This window comes from Halomonas beimenensis (genome assembly GCF_002549795.1).
GTDB lineage: Bacteria > Pseudomonadota > Gammaproteobacteria > Pseudomonadales > Halomonadaceae > Halomonas > Halomonas beimenensis.
Genome location: NZ_CP021435.1, coordinates 1,948,531 through 1,969,083 on the forward strand (window position 1 = coordinate 1,948,531; position 20,553 = coordinate 1,969,083).

A 20,553-nucleotide genomic window follows, 5' to 3' on the forward strand; every position below is an offset into this window, starting at 1 on the left:
GCGGCGAGCCATGAGACTAGCCCGCCATGCGGCGCGCGAGCGCCGCCTTGATGATGGCCTCGGTACTGCCCTGCTCTTCCAGGCCCGTGAGCATGCGGGCGGCCTCGGCGGGCTTGTAGCCCAGGCTGACCAGGGCGGCCTCGGCGTCGGCCAGGGGGTCCTGGCGCGCCGCCGGTGCCGCGCCGACCGCCTCGAGGGGCATGCCGGCGGGCTCGGCGTTCCCTTCCCAGTGGGGGAAGCGGTCCCGCATCTCGACGATCAGTCGCTCGGCGGTCTTCTTGCCCACGCCGGGCAGGCGCGTCAGCGCCTTGACGTCGTCGTCCATGACGCAACGAATGAAGGCGTCCTCGTCCATGCCGGAGAGGATGGCCAGGGCCAGCTTGGGCCCGACCCCGTTGACCCTGATCAAGGCGCGGAACAGCGCCCGCTCCTGTTCCCGGGCGAAGCCGTAGAGCAGGTGGGCGTCGTCGCGCACGGTCAGGTGGGTATGCAGGGCCACCTCCTCGCCGAGGGCGGGCAACGCCACCAGGGTGGTCATGGACGCCTCCAGCTCGTAGCCCACACCGGCCACGTCCACCAGCAGCCAGGGGGGCTGCTTGTCCACCAGGGTGCCTCGTAAGCGTCCGATCATGGTAGGTCACTGTCCTTGAAGATGAATCCCCGCGCGCCGGGCGTCGCGGTCACTATACTGGTCCCCCCCGGGGCATGCCAGCCGGCCGCGGGAGCCATCGGCGTCGCCTCCGGGCGACATCATGAGGGCCGGAAGTCCCGCCAGGAGCCCCCCCGGGACCGGCGCCGGCCGCCGCCGTAACTGCCCTGCTGGACCAGCCCGAGACGGGCATGGGCATGAGTCAGGGCGATGGCCAGGGCATCGGCGGCGTCGGCCTGGGGCCTGCCGGAGAGGCCCAGGATGGCGGTCACCATGTGCTGGACCTGCGCCTTGTCGGCGGCCCCGCCGCCGGTCACCGCCTGCTTGATCTGGCGCGGCCCGTACTCGCTGACCGGCAGGCCGTGATTGGCGGCGCAGACGATGGCGGTGCCCCGGGCCTGTCCCAGCTTGAGCGCCGAGTCGGCGTTCTTGGACATGAACACCTGCTCGATGGCGAACTCGCCCGGCCCGTGCAAGCCGATCAGCTCGCTGATCCCGGCATACACCTGGGCCAGGCGCTGGGCGAGGTCGTCGCCCCGGGTGCGGATGCAGCCGCTGGCCACGTAGCGCGGCGTCGGCGTGGCCGCGTCCAGCACCCCGTAGCCGGTGATCCGCGAGCCGGGGTCGATGCCCAGGATCAGCATCGTGCCTCTCCCCGAAGCGGGACACTCGTCATCCTGCAACTCGTCCATGCCGGCATCGGCGCCGGATCGAGAGCGCATTGGTGTGCGGCTTCAATCCTGCAGTTCGTCCATGCCGGCATCGGCGCCGGATCGAGAGCGCAATGGTGTGCGGCTTCAATCCTGCAGTTCGTCCATGCCGGCATCGGCGCCGGATCGAGAGCGCATTGGTGTGCGGCTTCAATCCTGCAGTTCGTCCATGATGGCATCGGCGCCGGATCGAGAGCGCATTGGTGTGCGGCTTCAATCCTGCAGTTCGTCCATGATGGCATCGGCGAAGTCCGCATTGGTGTAAACATTCTGCACATCGTCCAGGTCCTCCAGGCGGTCGACCAACCTGACGATGCGCCGCCCGAGCTCGGCGTCGTCGATGCGGGTGTAGTTGTCCGGGAACAGGCCGACATCGCTGGCCTCGGGCTCGAGTCCCGCCGAGACCAGGGCGTCCTTGACCGCACCGAAGCTCTCCGGGGTGGTCACCACCTCCAGGCGGCCGTCCTCCAGGCGCTCGATGTCCTCGGGCTCGGCCTCGAGCGTCGCCTCCATGGCGGCCTCCTCGCCGATGCCTTCCGGCAGGGTGAGCCGCCCCTGCTTGTGGAACATGAAGGCCACCGAACCGGACGTGCCGAGGTTACCCCCGTGCTTGTTGAAGGCATGTCGCACCTCGGAGACCGTTCGATTGCGATTGTCGGTCATCGCCTCGACCATCACCGCGACCCCCTCGGGCCCGTACCCCTCGTAGACGACCTCCTCCATGTCGTCTCCGTCGGTGTTGCCGGCCCCACGGTCCACCGCCCGCTGGACGGTGTCCTTGGGCATGTTGCTGGCCAGTGCCTTGTCGATGGCCGCGCGCAGCCGGGGGTTGTCCTCGGGATCGCCGCCGCCCTGGCGAGCGGCCACGGTCAGCTCGCGGATCAGCTTGTTGAAGATCTTGCCCCGCTTGGCGTCCTGGGCGGCCTTGCGGTGCTTGATGTTGGACCATTTGCTATGGCCTGCCATATCACGACTCCTTGAGAAGCACCGAGATCATGCTGCGCTTCTCTCGCTCTCGATGGGTGGATAGTGGCGTGCAAACGACACCGGCGCCACAGGGGCGCCGGTGCATCGACGGAATGGCCCGGGCGTCACTCGCCGGCGGACTCCGCCTTGGCCTTCTGCCGCAGCCGGATGTGCAGCTCCTTGAGCTGCTCGGCGCTGACCTCGCCCGGGGCATCGGTCATCAGGCAGGCGGCGCTCTGGGTCTTCGGGAAGGCGATCACCTCGCGGATGGTGCGCGCGCCGGTCATCAGCATCACCAGGCGGTCCAGGCCGAAGGCCAGGCCGCCATGGGGCGGTGCGCCGTACTGCAGGGCGTCGATCAGGAAGCCGAACTTCTCGCGGGCCTCCTCCTCGTCGATGCCCAGCACCTTGAGGACGGCCTGCTGCATCGCCTGATCGTGGATACGGATGGAACCGCCGCCGAGCTCGGTGCCGTTGAGCACCATGTCGTAGGCACGGGACAGCGCCTCGACCGGGTTGGCCTTCAGCGTCTCCACGTCGCAGGACGGCGCGGTGAAGGGATGGTGCAGGGCCTGCAGGCGGGCGCTGCCGTCGTCCTCGAACATCGGGAAGTCGACCACCCACAGCGGGGCCCAGTCGGCGGTGTAGAGGTCCAGGTCCTCGCCGAGCCTGACGCGCAGGGCACCCAGGGCCTCGTTGACGATCCGGGCGTCGTCCGCGCCGAAGAAGATGATGTCGCCGTCCTCGGCACCGACGCGGTCCAGCAGGGCCTCGACCACGCCTTCCATGAACTTGACGATCGGCGACTGCAGCCCCTCGAGGCCACGGGCCCGCTCGTTGACCTTGATCCAGGCCAGGCCGCGGGCGCCGTAGATGCCGACGAACTTGGTGTACTCGTCGATTTCCTTGCGGGTCAGGGAGGCGCCGCCCTTGACCTTGAGGGCGGCGACGCGGCCGTCGTCGGCGTTGGCCGGGCCGGAGAATACCTTGAAGTCCACGTCCTTCATCAGGTCGTCGACGTCGGTGAGCTCCAGCGGGATGCGCAGGTCCGGCTTGTCGGAACCGAAGCGCTGCATGGCCTCGGCATAGGGCATGCGCGGGAACTCGGGCAGCTCCACGTCGAGGACCTCCCGGAACAGCTGGCGCACCATGCCCTCGGTGATCGCCATGATGTCCTCCTCCTCGACGAAGGAGGCCTCCAGGTCGATCTGGGTGAACTCCGGCTGACGGTCGGCGCGCAGGTCCTCGTCGCGGAAGCACTTGGCGATCTGGTAGTAGCGGTCGAAGCCGGACACCATCAGCAGCTGCTTGAACAGCTGGGGCGACTGCGGCAGGGCAAAGAAGCTGCCCGGATGGGTCCGGCTGGGGACCAGGTAGTCCCGGGCGCCTTCCGGGGTGGCGCGGGTCAGGATCGGCGTCTCGATGTCCAGGAAGCCCTGGCCCTCGAGGTAGGCCCGGACGCTGTGGGAGATGCGCGAGCGCAGGCGCAGCTTGTCGATCATCTCCGGGCGGCGCAGGTCGATGTAGCGGTGCTTGAGGCGCACCTCCTCGCCGACCTTGCCGTGTTCGTCGAGCTGGAAGGGCGGCGTCGCCGCGGTGTTGAGCACCTCGACGTCCTTGGCCAGGACCTCGATCAGCCCGGTGGGCATGTTCGGGTTCTGGGTCCCCTCGGGACGCAGCCGCACCCGCCCCTGGATGCGCAGCACGTATTCGCTGCGGGCGCGGTCGGCATTGGCGAAGGCCTCGGCGGTATCGGGGTCGACCACGACCTGGGCGATGCCATCCCGGTCGCGCATGTCGAGGAAGATGACCCCCCCGTGGTCACGGCGGCGATGTACCCAACCGCACAGGGTGACCGTCTGATCCACCATGGTCTCGTTCAGCTGGCCGCAATAATGGCTGCGCATGTCGTATCCTGTTCTGTTGCGTGTAATGGGGTAAAGTGGCGGCGGGCGCGGTCAGGCCGCCGCCCCGTCCTTGCTCGACGACCCGGCGGCCGCGTCGCTGCCGCCGGCCAGGTTCTTCTTGCTGCCGGTCTTGAAGTCGGTCTCGTACCAGCCGCCTCCGGCCAGGCGGAAACCGGCCGCGGACACCAGGCGACCGAGCTCGGACTGCTCGCAGGCGGGGCAATCGGTGAGCGGGTCGGCATCGATCTTCTGAAGCTTCTCCAGGCGATGGCCGCAGGCCTTGCACTCGTATTCGTAGATGGGCATGGTTTGATTCTCCCGGTAACGACGTCCCAAAGGGTGATGCGACGACGCAACCTCGCTCGGTCGCGGTGTGCGTTCTGCGATATAAGGTCTGGCTGCGGATAATCCAAGCCTGCCTCGAAAGCCCGCTAGTATAGCCTGCCGGGCTGCCCCAGGCCCAGCCCCGGGATGCCGTTCCAGGGGCTTAACGTTATCGCTCGGGGCTGATCCGTCGACAGGTCTGCAAGGGGGCGCTTTGCCCTTCCCTCCACCGACCAGGATGCCGCCATGCATGCCGTGATTCTCGACGCCGACAGCCTCGGCCACGATATCGATCTCGCGCCGATCGAGGCGCGAGTCTCGCGACTCGACGTTCACGCCCGGACGCCCCCGGACCGGGTGGTCGGGCGTCTCGCCGGGGCGCAGGTGGCCATCGTCAACAAGGTGGTACTGGACGCCTCCGCCCTCGCGGCCCTGCCCGAACTGCGCCTGATCTGCGTACTGGCCACCGGCACCAACAACATCGACATGGTCGAGGCCGAGCGCCGCGGCATCGAGGTCCGCAATGTCACCGCCTATGGCACGGCCAGCGTGGCCCAGCACACCCTGATGCTGCTGCTGGCCCTGGCGGGACGCCTCCCCCGCTACCAGCGCGACGTCGCCGACGGCCGCTGGGGCGAGAGCCCCTTCTTCTGCCTGATGGATCACCGCACCCTGCAGCTCGACGGGAAGCGGCTGGTGATCGTCGGACGGGGCGAGCTCGGCGCTGGCGTCGGCCGGCTCGCCGAGGCCTTCGGCATGACGGTCGACTATGCCGCCCGTCCCGGCGCCGAAGAGGATCCCCGCCCCACCCTGGCCCGGGCGGCCGGCGATGCCGATGCCATCAGCCTGCACTGCCCGCTCACCCCGGCCACCCGCCACCTGGTGGACGACGCCCTGCTGTCCCGGGTCAAGCCCGGTGCCCTGCTGGTCAACTGCGCCCGGGGGGGGATCATCGACGAGCTCGCCGCCCTGGCGGCGCTGCGATCGGGCCGGCTCGGCGGGCTCGCCGTCGACGTCCTGCCCGAGGAGCCGCCGCGGGACGGTCACCCCTTGATCGACGCCCTCCAGGAGCCGCTGAACCTCATCGTCACGCCCCACAACGCCTGGATCAGCCCCGAGGCTCGCCAGCGGATCGTCGAGCTCACCGCCGAGAACCTGGAAGGCCCCCTCCGCGCCTGATGACGTGAGTCTCCAGCTCGGCTCGCTGCTACTTCCTTGAGAGAAGATAACGGTATAAATATCGCGACGATATCGGCGATGGCTTGCGCCGCCCACGCCGGGCTTGGATACTCACGCCGATCAAGGTCCTTCCATCCACGCCTCATCCGGACGACGGCATGCTGCACAACTACGGGTCGATCAATCTCGACCATTTCTATCGCGTTCCTCACCTGGTCCGGCCCGGCGAGACCCTGGCCAGCCGCGACTATCGCGTCGGCCTGGGCGGCAAGGGTGCCAACCAGTCCCTGGCCATGGCCCGTGCGGGCGGTCGCGTGCGCCACTGGGGCCGGCTCGGGCGCCAGGACGCCTGGGCACGGGACTTCCTCGACCAGGCCGGCGTCGAGGTGGACGCCATCGCACTGGTGGACGAGCCCGGCGGACACGCCATCATCCAGGTGGACGACCAGGGCGAGAACGCCATCCTGCTCTTCCCCGGCGCCAACCACGGCTTCACCCCCGAGGCCCTGGATGCGCTGGTCGCCGAGGCCCGTCCCGGGGACTGGCTGCTGGCCCAGAACGAGTGCAACGCCCTCCCCCATGTCCTCGAGGCGGCCCGGGAGCGGGGGCTGCATGTCGCCTTCAATCCGGCCCCGATGACCGCAGCCGTGGCCGACCTGCCGCTGGCGACCTGCCGGCTGCTCTTCGTCAACCGCGGCGAGGCCGAGGGGCTCACCGGCCTGGGCGACGATGCCTCGGCCGAGGCGCTCCTCGACGCCCTGGGTCGTCGCCTGCCGGAGACCGAGACCGTGCTCACGCTGGGCGGCGACGGCGCCTGGTACCAGCACGGGGCGCGCCGACACTTCCAGCCCCCGCTTCCCGTGACTCCGGTGGACACCACCGCCGCCGGCGACACCTTCATCGGCTATTACCTGGCCGCCCTGCAGGCCGGGGAGCCCCCCGAGGCCTGCCTGCGTCGCGCCGCCACGGCCGCCGCCCTGGGGGTACAGCGCCCCGGCGCCGCCGAGAGCATTCCCGATCTGGCCGAGGTGGAGCGCGCGCTCCGCGACGGCCCGACCTCTCCCTGACCCAGCATCGACGAGGATTCCATGCCAGAGCCGATCATCTTCGATACCGACCCGGGCGTCGATGACGCCCAGGCCATCGCCATCGCCCTGCACCACCCCGATATCGAACTGCTGGGGATGACCACCACCTTCGGCAATGTCGACGTCAGCACCGCCAGCCACAACGCCCTGCTGCTGTCGGAACTCGCCGGACACCAGGTTCCGGTGGCCCAGGGGTCGGCGGCCCCCATGGTCAAGCCGCGCCATCCCGCCCCGGCCCATATCCACGGCAGCAACGGCCTCGGCGACATCGCCCTGCCGGCGGTCCAGGGGCGCATCGACGATCGCGACGCCGCGCGCTTCATCGTCGACACCGTCGATGCCCGTCCCGGCGAAGTGACCCTGGTGGCGGTGGGCCCCCTGGGCAACCTCCCGGGCGCCGTCCAGCTCGACCCGACCCTGATCGACCGGGTCAAGCGGGTGGTGGTGATGGGCGGCTCGGTGCGGGAGGGTGGCAACGTGACCCCGGTGGCCGAGGCCAACATCTTCAACGACCCCCATGCGGCGCAACGCGTGCTGACCGCGGGCTGGCCCCTGACCCTGGTGGGCCTGGACGTCACCCACCGCTGCGTGCTCACGCCCGGGCACATGGCGCGGATCCGGGAAGGCCAGGGGGAGCTCGGCGAGGTACTGGCCGGCAGTTACGCCTTCTATCGCGACTTCTACCAGGAGATGCTCGGCATCGACGGCTGCTGCCCCCATGACAGCTGCGCCCTGGCCTGGCTGATGTGTCCCGAACTCTTCGAGACCGCCCGCGGCCACCTGACCGTGGCCACGGACGGGGATGCCGAGGGTCAGACCCTGTTCGCCCCGGAGAACCGGGCCTACATCGAGCCACGCTGGTCCCGCACGCCGCTGGTGGACGTCTGCCTGGACGTCGACGGAGAGGCCCTGGTGGAGTGGATCACCCGCACGCTGGCATGAGACCCGGGCGCCTGTCAGGGTCGCCCGCTCGTCGCGAGAGTCACGGATTTCGAGTCAAATTCATCGATCGATAAGGCGAATAGGGCGCTATTGCACGAAATGGATCGAATGAAGTTGGCCGAAAGCCCGGCATTCGCGATAGATCAGCGTTAAGCCCGACTGGCTCCTAGCCGGTGGTGAAGCAGTCCGGCTCGTGGGCCTCCACGACCTCCAGCTCCACGTGGGTGACCCGAGCCCCGGGAGGCCCCTTCCAGAGCCATTCACTGACGTCACGCACGGCGTCCCGCCGGCCGCATAGCAGCACCTCCACGCGCCCGTCGGTGAGGTTTCTCGCGTGCCCCGTCACGCCCGCCTTCAGGGCCTGCTCCTGGGTGGCGCGTCGATACCACACGCCCTGGACCTTGCCGGTGACCAGGGCCTTCACGCAACAATGCTCCATCGGGTTCCCTCCTGTGGCATGGGGGCATGGCTGTCGTCCTTCTTTCTAGCATCGGTGACCGGCCTCGACCAAGGCCCGGGCTTCCCGCTACCGAAGGGATGCTCTAGTCTTTAGGCTGTCACACGGCCCTCGCGCGACCACAAGTCGACGAGCGCCGGGCATCGCCCTATCCGAGGCGAGCCGACCACAACAAGCATCCTCACAAGGGAGAACCCTCATGTCGGTCTTCGACCATCCCGAATTCGACCATCACCGGCAGGTGGTCTATGGCAGCGACGAGGCGAGCGGGCTGCGCGCCATCATCGCCATCCACGACACCTACCGCGGCCCCGCCCTCGGCGGCCTGCGCATCTACCCCTACGCCAGCGAGGACGAGGCCCTCACCGACGTGCTGCGCCTGTCCCGCGGGATGACCTACAAGTCGGCGCTCGCCGATCTGCCCCTGGGCGGCGGCAAGGCGGTGATCATCGCCGATCCGCGCCGCGACAAGAGCCCCGAGATGCTGCGCGCCATGGGCCGGCTGGTGGACTCCCTCGGCGGCCACTACATCACCGCCGAGGACTCGGGTTCCAGCGAGGCCGACATGCGCGTCATCGCCGAGACGACCGACCACGTGGGCGGACTGGGCCATGGCGGCGTGTCCGGCGACCCGTCGCCCTTCACCGCCCACGGCGTCTTCTGCGCCCTGCGCAGCGCCGTTCGTCATGGCCTGGACCGCGACGACCTCACGGGCCTGCGGGTGGCCGTCCAGGGGGTCGGCCACGTGGGCGCGCACCTGGCCCGGCAGCTGCATGCGGCCGGCGCTCGCCTGGTGCTGACCGACGTGGACCGGGACGCCCTCATCCGGCTGGGCGAGGAGCTCGGGGCCGAGACCGTCGTGCCGGATGCCATCGTCGACGCCGACGTCGACGTCTTCGCCCCCTGTGCCATGGGCGCGGCCCTTACCCCCGAGGTGGTGGATCGCCTCAGGGCGCGGGTGGTGTGCGGGGCCGCCAACAACCAGCTGGCCCGCCCCGAGGTCGCCGACCGGCTGCTGGCGCGCGGCATCCTCTATACCCCGGACTACGTGGCCAACGCCGGCGGCGTCATCGAGATCGCTTGGCAGCGCCGCGGCGACTACCGTCGCGAGGATGTCATGAGCCACATCGAGGGCATCGGCCGTACCCTGGACGAGATCTTCGCCCGCGCCGCCCGGGAAGGTCGCAGCCCGGCACCGGTGGCCGACGACCTGGCCCGGGAACGCTTCCAGCCGAGCGCCTGAGTCCCGGGAGTCCGCCGGACCGAACGCCGAGCTAGCGGGACGCTCGGGGTTCGGCCGGCGGCTCCTCCGCCTCGCCGGCCCCGTCCTCCCCCGGGGGCGCGCCCGGCGAGGCCCCCTCCTCCGCGTCGCCGACGGGCGGCGACTTCTTCCAGCGGCTCGGCCGCCAGCGACCCTGCGCGGCCTGCCTGGCGGGCTCCTCCTCGAGCAGTTCGTGCCTGACCCGCACCGCGGTGTTGCGTGGAATCACCGCCTTCCCCCGGGCCACCAGATGGCACTTGGTCAGGGCCGCGCCGAACAGCAGGATCAGCGACGAGTAGTAGACCCACAGCAGCACGACCACGATGGAGCCGGCCGCGCCATAGGTGGAGGCCGTGGCCGTATACGTCAGGTAGGTGGCGATGGCCGAGCGACCGAGGGCGAACAGCAGTGCCGTCACCAGCGCGCCCACCAGGACGTCCCGCCAGGTCAGCACCACATCGGGCAGCACCCGGAAGATGGTCGCGAACAGCGCCGCCACCACCGCCAGCGACACCAGGAACTCGACCCCGGAGGTCAGGGCGCCGACGAACGGCAGCAGGTCATCGGCCGCCCGCAGCAGCGCCTTGACGACCACGCCGAGCGCCAGCGAGACGAGCATGATGAAGCCGATGGCCAGGACCACGGCCAGCGACAGCAGCCGCTGCTTGAGCAGGATCAGCAGGCTGTTGGTGCTGGGGCGGGCGGTGACCCCCCAGAGGCTGTTCAGGGAGTGCTGCATCTGGCCGAAGACGGTGGTCGCCCCGACCAGCAGGGCGCCGATGCCCAGCAGGGTCGGCCAGAGGCCCGAGGCCTCGATCCGCGACTGGGCCACCGCCTCCTGGATCGCCCGGGCGGCCCCCGGGCCCATGGTGTCCTGGAGCTGGGCGACGATCTGGCCCTGGGCGGCCTCCTCGCCCAGCACCAGCCCGATCACGGTCACCGCGATGATGATGGTGGGCGCCAGCGAGAACAGCGTGTAGAAGGCCAGCGACCCGGCATAGCTGAAGGCGTTGCGATCGACCCAGAGCCGGACGGCCTCCCGCACCACCCGAGCCCAGAATGCCAGATTCCGCTTGATCTCGTTCAACATCGGCTTTCCCCACAGTCCCTTGTCCGCTTCCAGCATACCGAAGGCTCGGCCCGCCTGCAGGCCGGGCGAGCGCCGGGCCATGGCCGCCGCGGCCGATTGCACGCCCCATGGCGGGTCACCATAATGGGCCTTTTTCCCTCGGAGCCCTGCCATGTGTCCGACCTCGGACGCCGATCCCGTCACTCCCGACTTCGACTGCCTCGTCTTCATCGGCCGCTTCCAGCCCCCCCATCTCGGCCACCTGGCGGTGATCCACGAGGCCCTCAAGCGCGCCCGCCAGGTGATCGTGCTGGTGGGGTCCGCCTGGCAGGCCCGTTCCCTGCGCAACCCCTGGCGCTTCGACGAGCGCCGCCGCATGCTGCGCAGCGCCTTCGACGAGGAGGACAACGCCCGCCTGGAGATCGTGCCGCTGCTCGACGCCCTGTACAACAACGATGTCTGGGTACGGGACGTGCAACGCAAGGTGCGTGACATCGCCTCCCCGAGCCATGCCCGGCTACCGCGCATCGGACTGATCGGCGCCAGCCGCGGCCAGTCCAGCTATTACCTGTCCCTCTTCCCGCAGTGGGAATCGGTCAGCGTGCCCATGGTGGACGGCATCTCGGCCAGCCAGATCCGCGAGCGACTGTTCCGCTCGCCCGCCGCCGCCACGGACTACGCCAGCACCGGCGCCTCCCATGACCTTCCCCCCGGGGTGGTCGAGGAGGTACGGGGCTTCTTCGGCACCGAGGCCTACCGTCAGCTGGTGGAGGAACAGCAGCTGCTGGATCAGTACCGGGAGGCCTGGGCGCAGGCGCCCTATCCCCCGATCTTCGTCACCGTCAACGCCGTGGTGGTGCAGTCCGGCCACGTGCTGCTGGTCAAGCGGACCGCCGCCCCGGGCAAGGGGCTCTACGCCCTGCCCGGCGGCTTCATCAATCCCCATGAACGGCTGCTGGACGCCTGCCTGAGGGAGCTGAGGGAGCGGGTGCGCCTCAAGGTGCCGGAGCCGGTGCTCAAGGGCTCGCTGCGCGGACAACGGCTGTTCGACGAGCCCCACCGCAGCTGGCGGGGCCGCACCCTGGCCGAGGCCTTCTACTTCGCCCTGCGCCCGGAGCAGCAATTGCCCCGCCTCAAGCCGGTCAAGGGCGGCGACCATGCCCGCTGGGTGCCGCTGGCCGACCTGGAGCCCGACGCCCTCTTCGAGGACCACTTCTTCATCATCCAGAACTTCCTGGGGCTGCCCGCCGACTTCAGCGAGCCCTGATCGAACAGGGCAGGAGTGCACGCCGGTATCGCCATGACGCCGCCAGGCATCGCGCAGCAGGCTGCGCTCCCACGAAGGGCTGCCTGGCGCCTCGAGGGAGCGCTCTTCAGAGCGCGAGCCGGTGCGTTAGCGGCGGTGGTATCGGGAGCCGGAAGGCCAGGCTCGTGGTGGATACGCTGAGGCTCATCCCCCTACCCCTGGAGGAAATCCCGCGGCAACTTCATCATCTGCCGCCACAGCTTCTCGACGCCCGGCTTGTGCACCAGGGAGCAGCGATAGAGGCGGATCTCCAGGGGCACGTCGTGCTTCGCGTCGCCGGCCCGCACCAGCCGGCCGCTCTTGAGCTCCTCGCGGATGCAGAAGTCCGGGATCCAGGCCATCCCCATCCCCTGCATGACCATGCCCTTCAGGCCCTCGGCCATGGCCGTCTCGTAGACGGTTCGCAGCCGCATGCGCAGCGGGTCGTTCTTGAGCAGCATGCGCACGCTGCGCCCGAGGAAGGCGCCCTGGGTATAGGCGAGGTAGGGCACGGAGTCGCTGCCCTCCAGCGGGAAGCGCGGCCGTCCCTGGTCATCGGGTAGGCAGACCGGCAGCATCTTGACCTGGCCGATGGAGAAGGAGGGAAAGACCTCGGCATCGAGCTGCATGCTGGCGTAGGGATCGTAGTAGGCCAGCATCAGGTCGCAGTTGCCCTCCCGCAGCACATGGATGGCATCGCCGACGTTCATCGCCACCAGGCGGGTCGGCAGCTCGCCGAGCCCCTTCTGCAGGCGCGAGATCCAGGGCGGATAGAAGCTCAGGGCCAGGGAGTGGGCGGCGACGATGTCGAGCGCCTCGTTGGCCATGGACAGGCCGCGCAGGTGGCCCAGGCTCTCGTTGAGCTGCTCGACGATGTTGCGGGCGGTGACCAGGAAGAGCTGGCCCTCCGGGGTGAGGTCCACCGGCGTGGTGGAACGATCGACCAGGGTCACGCCGACGGCCTGCTCCAGGGAGCGGATGCGCCGGCTGAAGGCCGGCTGCGTGACATGACGCTGGCGCGCCGAGGCGGAAAAGCTGCGGGTATTGGCCAGGGCGACGAAGTCTTCCAGCCACTTGGTCTCGAGGTTCACCACGACTCCCGATCACGAATGCATGAACGCCCCTCAGGAAGCGCTGATTTATGTCGCGAGCGACGAGAGGCTGGTCGCCGCCGGGACGGTACTCGAAGCGAAGCGGAGAGAACGTCCGAAGGACGGCCCCGCAGGGGCGAGAAGCCGTAGGCTTCGAGTCAACACCGGAGTTTACACGGCAGTAAATGAGGATGTTGACCGGGCTCGCGTGCGAGTACCGCCGGTGGCCAGGATATCGAGCGCAGCAATAAATCAGGGTTTCCCCACGGGGGCCGCCAGGTCGCTAATGTACCCCAGCCACGGCACGGACCCAAGTCACTGCATCGGCGCGAACAGATAGGCCGCCCGGGAGACGAGCTTGCGCCACAGGGGCCGCGAGGTGATCTCCTCCAGGGTCACGCGCCGACAGACGGCGAAGTCGCGCTCCAGCATCAGTCGCACCTCGGCGGCGAAGCGACGATCCGGCACGAAGGCGGTGACCTCGAAGTTGAGCCGGAAGGAGCGATTGTCCAGGTTCACGGTGCCGACGCAGGCGGCGGCCTCGTCGATGAGAATCACCTTCTGGTGCAGGAAGCCGGGCTGGTAGCGGTAGACCTTGACCCCGGCCCGCAGCATGTCCGGCAGGAAGGAAAAGGCCGACAGGAAGACCAGCAGGTGGTCGGGGCGCTCGGGCATCATGATCCGCACGTCCACCCCGCGCATGGCGGCCAGGCGCAGCGCGTCCTGCACGCTGCGATCCGGCACGAAGTAGGGGCTGGTGATCCAGAGCCGCTCCCGGGCACTGTGGATGGCATGCTGTACCAGCAGGCTGGCGGTCTCCAGGGGGTCGGCGGGTCCCGAGGGCACGATGACCACGTTCTGGCAGGCCTCGCAGGTCACCTGCGGCGTCCAGTCCAGGCGGATCACCTCCCCCGTCGCCCAGTGCCAGTCCTCCCAGAAGGCCTCCTGGAGGCCCAGCACGCTGGGCCCGGTCAGCTTGAGGTGGGTGTCGCGCCAGTGGCCATGCCGGGCATCCTCGCCCAGGTACTCGACCCCGACGTTGAGTCCGCCGACCCAGCCCTCGCGGCCGTCCACCACGGCGATCTTGCGATGATTGCGGAAGTTGAGCTGGAAGCGATGCCGGAGCCCACGGGAGGAATGGAAGGCACTGACCGCCACGTCGGCCTCGCGGAGGTCCCGCAGGTAGCGCTCCGGCAGGGCGTGGCAGCCGATCTCGTCATACAGGAAACGCACCCGCACGCCTCGCTCGGCGGCGGCCTGCAGGTGTCGCTTGAGTCGGGCGCCCAGGTCGTCGTCGCGGACGATGAAGAACTGGATCAGGATGTAGTCCTCCGCGGCCTCGATTCCCGCGAACAGGCTGTCGAAGGTCGCCTGGCCGTCGACCAGCAGCTCGGCGCGATTGCCGCTGGTCAGCGGCATCATCGCCAGCTTCTCCACCGCGAGGACGTCCGCCTCCCGGGCCCCGGCCAGGTAGGGCGATACCCGGTCCCGATAGCGCGCCAGGACACGGCGCAGCACGGTGTCGCGCTCGCCCCGGGCCGAGACGTAGCCATAGAAGCGCGGTCGCCCGAACACCCAGAAGGCGGGCACCGCCAGGTAGGGCATGGCGACCAGCGAGATGATCCAGGCGATGGCGCCCTGGGAGGTGCGCGCCGACATCAGCGCCTGCACGGCCGAAAGAACGCCGAGCACATGGGTCAGCAGGATCAGCAGGCCAAGCAGCCAGGAGGTCATGGGTCTCCCCGTTCCGTGGGATGCGACGGGCGGCGCCCCCAGCATACCCGTAACGAGGACGGCCCCGCCAGTTGGCGGGGCCGTCTCGTCGAGCCACCGCCATCGAGCCGACGGGGGCAGCGGGGACAGGCGTGTCCGGGATCAGGCGCGCTCGGCGATGATCTCCTTCCACTTGGCCGGCCCGGTCTGGTGGACCGAGGTGCCGGCACTGTCGACGGCCACGGTCACCGGCATGTCCTCCACCTCGAACTCGTAGATGGCTTCCATGCCCAGGTCCTCGAAGCCCACCACTCGGGAGCGCTTGATCGCCTGGGCGACCAGGTAGGCGGAGCCGCCCACGGCCATCAGGTAGACGGCCTGGTTGTCGCGGATCGCCTCGATGGCCGCGGGACCGCGCTCGGCCTTGCCGACCATGCCCAGCAGGCCGGTCTCCTCGAGCATGGTGCGAGTGAACTTGTCCATGCGGGTCGCGGTGGTGGGACCGGCCGGGCCGACCACCTCGTCGCCCACCGGATCCACCGGGCCCACGTAGTAGATGAAGCGGCCCTTGAGATCCACCGGCAGCGCCTCTCCCTTGGCCAGCATGTCGACCATGCGCTTGTGGGCGGCATCCCGGCCGGTCAGCAGCTTGCCGGTGAGGAGCAGGGTATCGCCGGGCTGCCAGGTCCGGACCTCCTCCGGGGTCACCTCGTCGAGGTTGACGCGCTTGACGTCGCCGCCGGCCTCGCGGGTGATCTCCGGCCAGTCCTCGAGCTTCGGCGCCGGCAGCGCGGCCGGGCCGGTGCCGTCCAGGGTGAAGTGGGCGTGGCGGGTGGCGGCGCAGTTGGGGATGATCGCCACCGGCTTGTTGGCGGCGTGGGTCGGGTAGTCCTTGACCTTGATGTCGAGCACCGTGGTCAGCCCGCCCACGCCCTGGGCGCCGATGCCGGTCTTGTTGACCTTGTCGTAGAGTTCCAGGCGCAGCTCCTCGGCGCGATTGGACGCCCCGCGGGCCTGCAGCTCCTGGATGTCGATGGGCTCGAGCAGCGACTCCTTGGCGAGCTCCATGGCCTTCTCGGCGGTACCGCCGATGCCGATCCCGAGCATGCCGGGCGGGCACCAGCCGGCGCCCATCTTGGGCACTTGCTCGAGCACCCAGTCGACCACGCTGTCGGAGGGGTTGAGCATGGCGAACTTGGACTTGGCCTCGCTGCCGCCGCCCTTGGCCGCCACGTGCACCTCGACGGTGTCGCCGGGCACCAGCTTGTGGTGGATGACCGCTGGGGTGTTGTCGCGGGTATTGGCACGCTTGCCGTCCGGATCGGCCAGCACCGAGGCGCGCAGCACGTTGTCCGGCAACCGGTAGGCGCGGCGCACGCCCTCGTTGATCATGTCGTCGAGGCTCATCTCGGTCTCGAAGCGCACGTTCATGCCCACGTGGACGAAGACGGTGACGATGCCGGTGTCCTGGCAGATCGGGCGATGGCCGGTGGCGCACATCCGCGAGTTGATCAGGATCTGGGCGATGGCGTCCCTGGCCGCGGGGTTCTCCTCGCGCTCGTAGGCCGCCGCCATGGCGTCGATGAAGTCCTTGGGGTGGTAGTAGGAGATGTACTGCAGGGCATCGGCGACGCTCTGGATGAGGTCATCCTGGCGGATCACGGTCATGGACAAGACGCTCCTTGGTGGGTCGACACGCCCGCTTCTGGATCGGCCGTCGGCCGGTGGCGGGCTCGAACGGGGCCGGATTATAGCGCACTTGCCCCGCCCTCGGCAGCGCGTCCTCCCCGCGCCCTTGGTCGTAGCCGATGAAGGCCTGAAGAGATAACGGTATAAATGCGGCGCATCCGGTCACCCGAGGCCTGGCCCGGCTCGGGTGACCGGATCCTCCGGCTCAGGCCTGGCCCAGCGCCAGCCGGCGTTCCTTCAGCTCGAGGAGCCGATCGCGCAGCCGGGCGGCCTCCTCGAACTCCAGGTTCTGGGCGGCCTCGTGCATGGCGTCCTCGAGCCGCGTGATCTCTCGCACCAACTCCTCCGGCCCCAGGTCCTCCGGATCGTAGACGGCGGCGCCCTCGGCCACCTTGCGCTCGGTCCTGCGCCCCTTGCCCCTGCGCCCCGGCGCCTCGCCCGCCTCGAGGATGTCGGCCACCGAACGGCTGACCGTCTCGGGCACGATGCCATGGGCCTCGTTGTGGGCGATCTGCTTGGCACGACGCCGCTCGGTCTCGTCGATGGCCCGGCGCATGGAGTCGGTGACCCGATCGGCGTAGAGCACGGCCTTGCCGTGGGCGTTGCGCGCGGCCCGGCCGATGGTCTGGATCAGCGAGCGCTCGTTGCGCAGGAACCCTTCCTTGTCGGCGTCGAGGATGGCCACCAGCGAGACCTCGGGGATGTCCAGCCCCTCGCGCAGCAGGTTGATGCCCACCAGGACGTCGAACTTGCCGAGTCGCAGGTCGCGGATGATCTCCACCCGTTCCACGGTGTCGATGTCGGAGTGCAGGTAGCGCACCCGGACGTCGTGCTCGTCCAGGTACTCGGTGAGGTCCTCCGCCATGCGCTTGGTCAGGGTGGTGACCAGCACCCGCTCCTCCGCCGCGGCCCGGGTCCGGATCTCGGAGAGCAGGTCGTCCACCTGGGTCGAGGCCGGACGCACCTCGAGCTCGGGATCCAGCAGCCCGGTGGGCCGCACCACCTGCTCCACCACCTGACCGGCATGCTCGGCCTCGTAGGGTCCCGGGGTGGCCGAGACGAAGACGGTCTGCGGACAGATGCGCTCCCATTCCTGGAAGGTCATCGGCCGGTTGTCCAGCGCCGAGGGCAGCCGGAAGCCGTATTCCACCAGCGTTTCCTTGCGCGAACGGTCGCCCTTGTACATGCCGCCCACCTGGGGAACGCTGACGTGGGACTCGTCGATGAACAGCAGGGCATCGGCGGGCAGGTAGTCGAAGAAGGTCGGCGGCGGCTCGCCCGGGGCTCGTCCGGACAGGTAGCGGGAGTAGTTCTCGATGCCGTTGCAGTACCCCAGTTCCAGCATCATCTCGATGTCGTACAGCGAGCGCTGCTCGAGGCGCTGGGCCTCCACCAGCCTGTCGTGCCGGCGCAGCCAGGCCAGACGCTCGGCGAGCTCCTCCTTGATGGCATCGATGGCGCCGAGGATCGTCTCCCGCGGCGTCACGTAGTGCGATTTGGGGTAGATGGTCATGCGCGGCACCTTGCCGCGGGACTCGCCGGTCAGCGGATCGAAGAGGCTGATGGCATCGATCTCGTCGTCGAACAGCTCGACCCGCACCGCCTCGTCCTCGGCGTCCGCCGGGAAGATATCGATGACGTCGCCCCGCACCCGATAGGTACCGCGCTTGAAGTCCATGTCGTTGCGCGTGTACTGCAGCTCCGCCAGGCGGCGCAGGAAGGAACGCTGGTCGATCAGCTCCCCCCGGGTGAAGTGCAGGCGCATCTTGAGGTACTGGTCCGGATCGCCCAGGCCGTAGATGGCCGATACCGAGACCACGATCAGGGCATCGCGGCGCTCCAGCAGCGCCTTGGTCGCCGAGAGCCGCATCTGCTCGATGTGGTCGTTGATCGAGGCATCCTTCTCGATGAAGGTGTCCGAGGACGGCACATAGGCCTCGGGCTGGTAGTAGTCGTAGTAGGAGACGAAGTACTCCACGGCGTTGTCGGGGAAGAACGCCTTGAACTCACCGTAGAGCTGGGCCGCCAGGGTCTTGTTGGGCGCCATGACGATGGTCGGGCGCTGCAGGCGTTCCACCACGTTGGCCATGGTGTAGGTCTTGCCCGAGCCGGTGACCCCCAGCAGGGTCTGGTGGGCGAGCCCGGCCTCGAGACCGTCGACCAGGCCCTGGATGGCCGTGGGCTGGTCCCCGGCGGGCCGGTATCTGGACTGGAGTCGGAACGGCTTGCTCATGCGGCTCTCCCCTGTCTTGCCGGCCGGGTGCGCCCCGGCCGCTCAGCGCTGCCGGCGAGTGGTGATCTCCACGGTGGACGTGGTCATCAGGCGGTGGATGGGACACTTGTCGCTGATCTCCTCGAGACGGGCGCACTGCGCTTCGTCGAGATCGCCGTGGAAGGTCATGGCCACGTCGAGTCGATAGACCCCGTGTCGCTCGTCGCGTTCATCGCGGCGGACCACCACGCTCACGCCCTCCAGGGGCCACTCCTTGCGCCGGGCGTACATCTGGGCGGTGATCGCCTTGCAGGCCCCCAGGGAAAGGTCGAGGTAGTCGTGGGGATCCGGGGCGCTGCCCTCGCCGCCGAAGGCCTCGGGCACGTCGACGAAGAGATCCTCGGCACTCTCGAGCTCGACCCGCTGGCGCAGGACCCGATCGCGTTCGCTGGTGATCCGGATGGGCGGGGGCATCAGGCCACCTCGATGCCGAGCTTCAGGGCCTGGATCGCCTGGATCAGCGCCTCGCGGCGGACCCGGCCGTCGACCTCGGCCCCGTGGCGCCCCACCTCGACACTCTCGACGCCGTCGAGCATCATCAGGGCGGTGGTGATGCGGTTGACCTGGTCGGCGTTCTCAACGCCCTTGAAGCTCAGGGACTGGTGGGCCATGCGGCGCCTCCTGGTGGCTGGGTTCGGACGGGCCCGAGTCTAGCATGGCGTCCCGGCCGCCGGCAGCGGTTGCATTGCCGCCACGCCGCCCGCATCTCTCGAGTACGACACAAGGACCAGACAAGGAACCCCTACATGACTGACTGGATCGCCCGTCTCGGGGGCCGCCGGGAGCACGACGACCGTGTCGCCTTCGACACGCCCGAGCCGGCCCGCCGGGCCATGGATGCCACCGTGATGACGCCGCTGATCCATCTGGGCGTCCTCGACGTCGAGGGCGAGGACGCGAAACGCTTCCTCCAGGGCCAGACCAGCGCGCAGGTCTCCCTGGCCGACGGCGACTTCGCCCCCCTGACCTGTTTCTGCACCCCCAAGGGCCGTGTGCTGGCCAACGCCCAGCTGTGGCGGGTCGCCGAGGGGCGCTACCGGCTGCTGATGCACCGCAGCCTGGTGACGCGGCTCCATGACCATCTCAAGAAGTTCGCGGCGTTCTACAAGGCGGAGCTGACCCCGCGCCCGGACCTGGCGCTGCTCGGCCTGATCGGCCGGGAGGCCCCGGCGGTGGCCGAGGTGCGTCTCGACGCGATGCCGCCGGCCGTCTGGCACCAGGCGGAGGGCGATGACCTGCAACTGCTCGCCCATCCCGGTCCCCGGTCCCGGTTGCTGGCCTGCCTGCCCGTCGAACGGGTCGCGGCCGTCTGGGAGGCCCTGGCCGCCCAGGCCGAGCCGGTCGGCAACGCCGTCTGGTGCCTGCACGACATCCAGGCCGGCCTCGCCTGGCTGACCGCCGACCAGGCCGATGCCTACCTGCCGCAGATGCTCAACTGGGAGGCCCTGGGGGGCATCAGCTTCAAGAAGGGCTGCTACACGGGGCAGGAGGTGGTGGCCCGGGCCCACTTCCGCGGCCAGGTCAAGAAGCGCCTGGTGCGTGGCCAGCTCGACGGGGCCCTGCTGCCCGAGCCGGGCAGCGCCATCGAGGACGCCGACGACAGGCGTCTCGGCGAGGTGCTGAGCGCCGAGCTCGATGCCTATGACCAGGCGGAGGTGCTGGCGGTGATCGGCACCCGGGAGCCGGTGGAGCCGCTGCGGGTGGCCGGCCAGAAGCTCAAGCGCCTCCAGCTGCCCTACCCCCTGGAGCGGGTCGACCCGGAGACCCTCGCCGCCAAGGCCTGATGCCGGCTTCAGCGCTCAATGCCAAACGTCGGGCACGATGAGCGCCGGGGACAAGGCGACGCGAGGGTCTTTTGACCAGGGGCGAGGCGGAAGGAGAAGCACATCCGGGGGATGTTCTTCCCGCCGAGCGGATTGGCCACGGATGGCCAACCCCGGGCCTGCAAGCG

General features: G+C 69.3%; 19 protein-coding genes. 6 read left to right on the forward strand and 13 right to left on the reverse strand.

Annotated features, from left to right (window positions below):
* Nucleotides 1-16: 16 nt before the first annotated feature.
* From ruvA to BEI_RS09275, 5 genes are all read right to left on the reverse strand, one after another.
* Nucleotides 17-631, reverse strand: a complete 615-nt coding sequence (gene ruvA, locus BEI_RS09255) for a Holliday junction branch migration protein RuvA (protein ID WP_097789250.1) — start codon at nt 629-631, stop codon at nt 17-19.
* A gap of 119 nt (nt 632-750) precedes the next feature.
* A complete protein-coding gene (gene ruvC / locus BEI_RS09260; protein ID WP_097789251.1) occupies nt 751-1,293 on the reverse strand; it encodes a crossover junction endodeoxyribonuclease RuvC in 543 nt (180 codons plus the stop codon).
* A gap of 279 nt (nt 1,294-1,572) precedes the next feature.
* The gene (locus tag BEI_RS09265) at nt 1,573-2,325 is read right to left on the reverse strand and encodes a YebC/PmpR family DNA-binding transcriptional regulator (RefSeq protein ID WP_097789252.1); all 753 of its coding nucleotides are present in this window, start codon (nt 2,323-2,325) and stop codon (nt 1,573-1,575) included.
* A gap of 125 nt (nt 2,326-2,450) precedes the next feature.
* Entirely contained in the window at nt 2,451-4,232 is a 1,782-nt protein-coding gene (aspS, locus tag BEI_RS09270; RefSeq protein WP_097789253.1) for an aspartate--tRNA ligase, read from the reverse strand.
* 51 nt (nt 4,233-4,283) lie between these two features.
* Nucleotides 4,284-4,538, reverse strand: coding sequence for an FmdB family zinc ribbon protein (locus BEI_RS09275; protein ID WP_097789254.1), 255 nt, complete (start codon nt 4,536-4,538; stop codon nt 4,284-4,286).
* 264 nt (nt 4,539-4,802) lie between these two features.
* On the opposite strand from BEI_RS09275, the gene BEI_RS09280 reads away from it, so the two are divergent.
* The 3 genes from BEI_RS09280 (at nt 4,803) to BEI_RS09290 (ending at nt 7,765) form a co-directional block, all read left to right on the forward strand.
* The gene (locus BEI_RS09280; protein WP_097789255.1) at nt 4,803-5,735 is read left to right on the forward strand and encodes a D-2-hydroxyacid dehydrogenase; all 933 of its coding nucleotides are present in this window, start codon (nt 4,803-4,805) and stop codon (nt 5,733-5,735) included.
* A gap of 158 nt (nt 5,736-5,893) precedes the next feature.
* A complete protein-coding gene (locus tag BEI_RS09285; protein ID WP_097789256.1) occupies nt 5,894-6,802 on the forward strand; it encodes a ribokinase in 909 nt (302 codons plus the stop codon).
* Nucleotides 6,803-6,823: 21 nt separating this feature from the next.
* The gene (locus BEI_RS09290) at nt 6,824-7,765 is read left to right on the forward strand and encodes a nucleoside hydrolase (RefSeq protein ID WP_097789257.1); all 942 of its coding nucleotides are present in this window, start codon (nt 6,824-6,826) and stop codon (nt 7,763-7,765) included.
* A gap of 166 nt (nt 7,766-7,931) precedes the next feature.
* On the opposite strand, the gene BEI_RS09295 is transcribed toward BEI_RS09290, so the two are convergent.
* Nucleotides 7,932-8,204 (reverse strand): acylphosphatase, encoded by a 273-nt coding sequence (locus tag BEI_RS09295; protein ID WP_097789258.1) that lies wholly within the window; start codon nt 8,202-8,204, stop codon nt 7,932-7,934.
* Between the two features lie 217 nt (nt 8,205-8,421).
* On the opposite strand from BEI_RS09295, the gene BEI_RS09300 reads away from it, so the two are divergent.
* On the forward strand, nt 8,422-9,465 hold the full coding sequence (locus BEI_RS09300; protein ID WP_097789259.1) for a Glu/Leu/Phe/Val family dehydrogenase: 1,044 nt from the start codon (nt 8,422-8,424) through the stop codon (nt 9,463-9,465).
* 31 nt (nt 9,466-9,496) lie between these two features.
* Here the strand turns inward: BEI_RS09300 and BEI_RS09305 are convergent, their stop codons facing one another.
* Nucleotides 9,497-10,573: a YihY/virulence factor BrkB family protein gene (locus BEI_RS09305; RefSeq protein ID WP_097791043.1), complete on the reverse strand. Its 1,077-nt coding sequence runs from the start codon at nt 10,571-10,573 to the stop codon at nt 9,497-9,499.
* Nucleotides 10,574-10,724: 151 nt separating this feature from the next.
* Between BEI_RS09305 and BEI_RS09310 the strand changes: the two genes are divergently transcribed.
* Nucleotides 10,725-11,819: a bifunctional nicotinamide-nucleotide adenylyltransferase/Nudix hydroxylase gene (locus BEI_RS09310; protein WP_097789260.1), complete on the forward strand. Its 1,095-nt coding sequence runs from the start codon at nt 10,725-10,727 to the stop codon at nt 11,817-11,819.
* Nucleotides 11,820-12,010: 191 nt separating this feature from the next.
* Here BEI_RS09310 and BEI_RS09315 read toward each other — a convergent pair whose 3' ends face one another.
* The 6 genes from BEI_RS09315 to BEI_RS09340 all read right to left on the reverse strand — a co-directional run bounded on the left by BEI_RS09315 (nt 12,011) and on the right by BEI_RS09340 (nt 19,213).
* Complete coding sequence (locus BEI_RS09315) at nt 12,011-12,928, reverse strand: LysR substrate-binding domain-containing protein (RefSeq protein WP_097789261.1); 918 nt, start codon at nt 12,926-12,928, stop codon at nt 12,011-12,013.
* A 315-nt stretch (nt 12,929-13,243) separates the two neighbouring features.
* Entirely contained in the window at nt 13,244-14,662 is a 1,419-nt protein-coding gene (gene cls / locus BEI_RS09320) for a cardiolipin synthase (protein WP_097789262.1), read from the reverse strand.
* Nucleotides 14,663-14,803: 141 nt separating this feature from the next.
* Nucleotides 14,804-16,309: a fumarate hydratase gene (locus BEI_RS09325; RefSeq protein ID WP_097789263.1), complete on the reverse strand. Its 1,506-nt coding sequence runs from the start codon at nt 16,307-16,309 to the stop codon at nt 14,804-14,806.
* 226 nt (nt 16,310-16,535) lie between these two features.
* Nucleotides 16,536-18,563 carry an excinuclease ABC subunit UvrB gene (gene uvrB, locus BEI_RS09330; RefSeq protein ID WP_097789264.1) on the reverse strand — a complete coding sequence of 676 codons (2,028 nt, stop codon included), beginning with the start codon at nt 18,561-18,563 and terminating at the stop codon, nt 16,536-16,538.
* 42 nt (nt 18,564-18,605) lie between these two features.
* Nucleotides 18,606-19,016: an OsmC family protein gene (locus BEI_RS09335; protein ID WP_097789265.1), complete on the reverse strand. Its 411-nt coding sequence runs from the start codon at nt 19,014-19,016 to the stop codon at nt 18,606-18,608.
* Nucleotides 19,016-19,213 carry a hypothetical protein gene (locus tag BEI_RS09340; RefSeq protein ID WP_097789266.1) on the reverse strand — a complete coding sequence of 66 codons (198 nt, stop codon included), beginning with the start codon at nt 19,211-19,213 and terminating at the stop codon, nt 19,016-19,018. Before BEI_RS09340 ends, BEI_RS09335 begins: the two co-directional genes overlap by 1 nt.
* Before the next feature lie 135 nt (nt 19,214-19,348).
* On the opposite strand from BEI_RS09340, the gene ygfZ reads away from it, so the two are divergent.
* The gene (gene ygfZ, locus BEI_RS09345; RefSeq protein ID WP_097789267.1) at nt 19,349-20,386 is read left to right on the forward strand and encodes a CAF17-like 4Fe-4S cluster assembly/insertion protein YgfZ; all 1,038 of its coding nucleotides are present in this window, start codon (nt 19,349-19,351) and stop codon (nt 20,384-20,386) included.
* Nucleotides 20,387-20,553 lie beyond the last annotated feature (167 nt).

Bases quoted from the DNA above. Each gene is read 5' to 3' on its own strand.
- ruvC (WP_097789251.1), bottom strand. From the start codon at position 1,293: ATGCTGATCCTGGGCATCGACCCCGGCTCGCGGATCACCGGCTACGGG.
- ruvA (WP_097789250.1), bottom strand. From the start codon at position 631: ATGATCGGACGCTTACGAGGCACCCTGGTGGACAAGCAGCCCCCCTGG.
- BEI_RS09340 (WP_097789266.1), bottom strand. From the start codon at position 19,213: ATGGCCCACCAGTCCCTGAGCTTCAAGGGCGTTGAGAACGCCGACCAG.
- BEI_RS09310 (WP_097789260.1), top strand. From the start codon at position 10,725: ATGTGTCCGACCTCGGACGCCGATCCCGTCACTCCCGACTTCGACTGC.
- BEI_RS09275 (WP_097789254.1), bottom strand. From the start codon at position 4,538: ATGCCCATCTACGAATACGAGTGCAAGGCCTGCGGCCATCGCCTGGAG.
- BEI_RS09335 (WP_097789265.1), bottom strand. From the start codon at position 19,016: ATGCCCCCGCCCATCCGGATCACCAGCGAACGCGATCGGGTCCTGCGC.
- BEI_RS09300 (WP_097789259.1), top strand. From the start codon at position 8,422: ATGTCGGTCTTCGACCATCCCGAATTCGACCATCACCGGCAGGTGGTC.
- uvrB (WP_097789264.1), bottom strand. From the start codon at position 18,563: ATGAGCAAGCCGTTCCGACTCCAGTCCAGATACCGGCCCGCCGGGGAC.
- ygfZ (WP_097789267.1), top strand. From the start codon at position 19,349: ATGACTGACTGGATCGCCCGTCTCGGGGGCCGCCGGGAGCACGACGAC.
- BEI_RS09325 (WP_097789263.1), bottom strand. From the start codon at position 16,309: ATGACCGTGATCCGCCAGGATGACCTCATCCAGAGCGTCGCCGATGCC.
- BEI_RS09265 (WP_097789252.1), bottom strand. From the start codon at position 2,325: ATGGCAGGCCATAGCAAATGGTCCAACATCAAGCACCGCAAGGCCGCC.
- BEI_RS09290 (WP_097789257.1), top strand. From the start codon at position 6,824: ATGCCAGAGCCGATCATCTTCGATACCGACCCGGGCGTCGATGACGCC.
- BEI_RS09295 (WP_097789258.1), bottom strand. From the start codon at position 8,204: ATGGAGCATTGTTGCGTGAAGGCCCTGGTCACCGGCAAGGTCCAGGGC.
- BEI_RS09280 (WP_097789255.1), top strand. From the start codon at position 4,803: ATGCATGCCGTGATTCTCGACGCCGACAGCCTCGGCCACGATATCGAT.
- BEI_RS09305 (WP_097791043.1), bottom strand. From the start codon at position 10,573: ATGTTGAACGAGATCAAGCGGAATCTGGCATTCTGGGCTCGGGTGGTG.
- cls (WP_097789262.1), bottom strand. From the start codon at position 14,662: ATGACCTCCTGGCTGCTTGGCCTGCTGATCCTGCTGACCCATGTGCTC.
- aspS (WP_097789253.1), bottom strand. From the start codon at position 4,232: ATGCGCAGCCATTATTGCGGCCAGCTGAACGAGACCATGGTGGATCAG.
- BEI_RS09285 (WP_097789256.1), top strand. From the start codon at position 5,894: ATGCTGCACAACTACGGGTCGATCAATCTCGACCATTTCTATCGCGTT.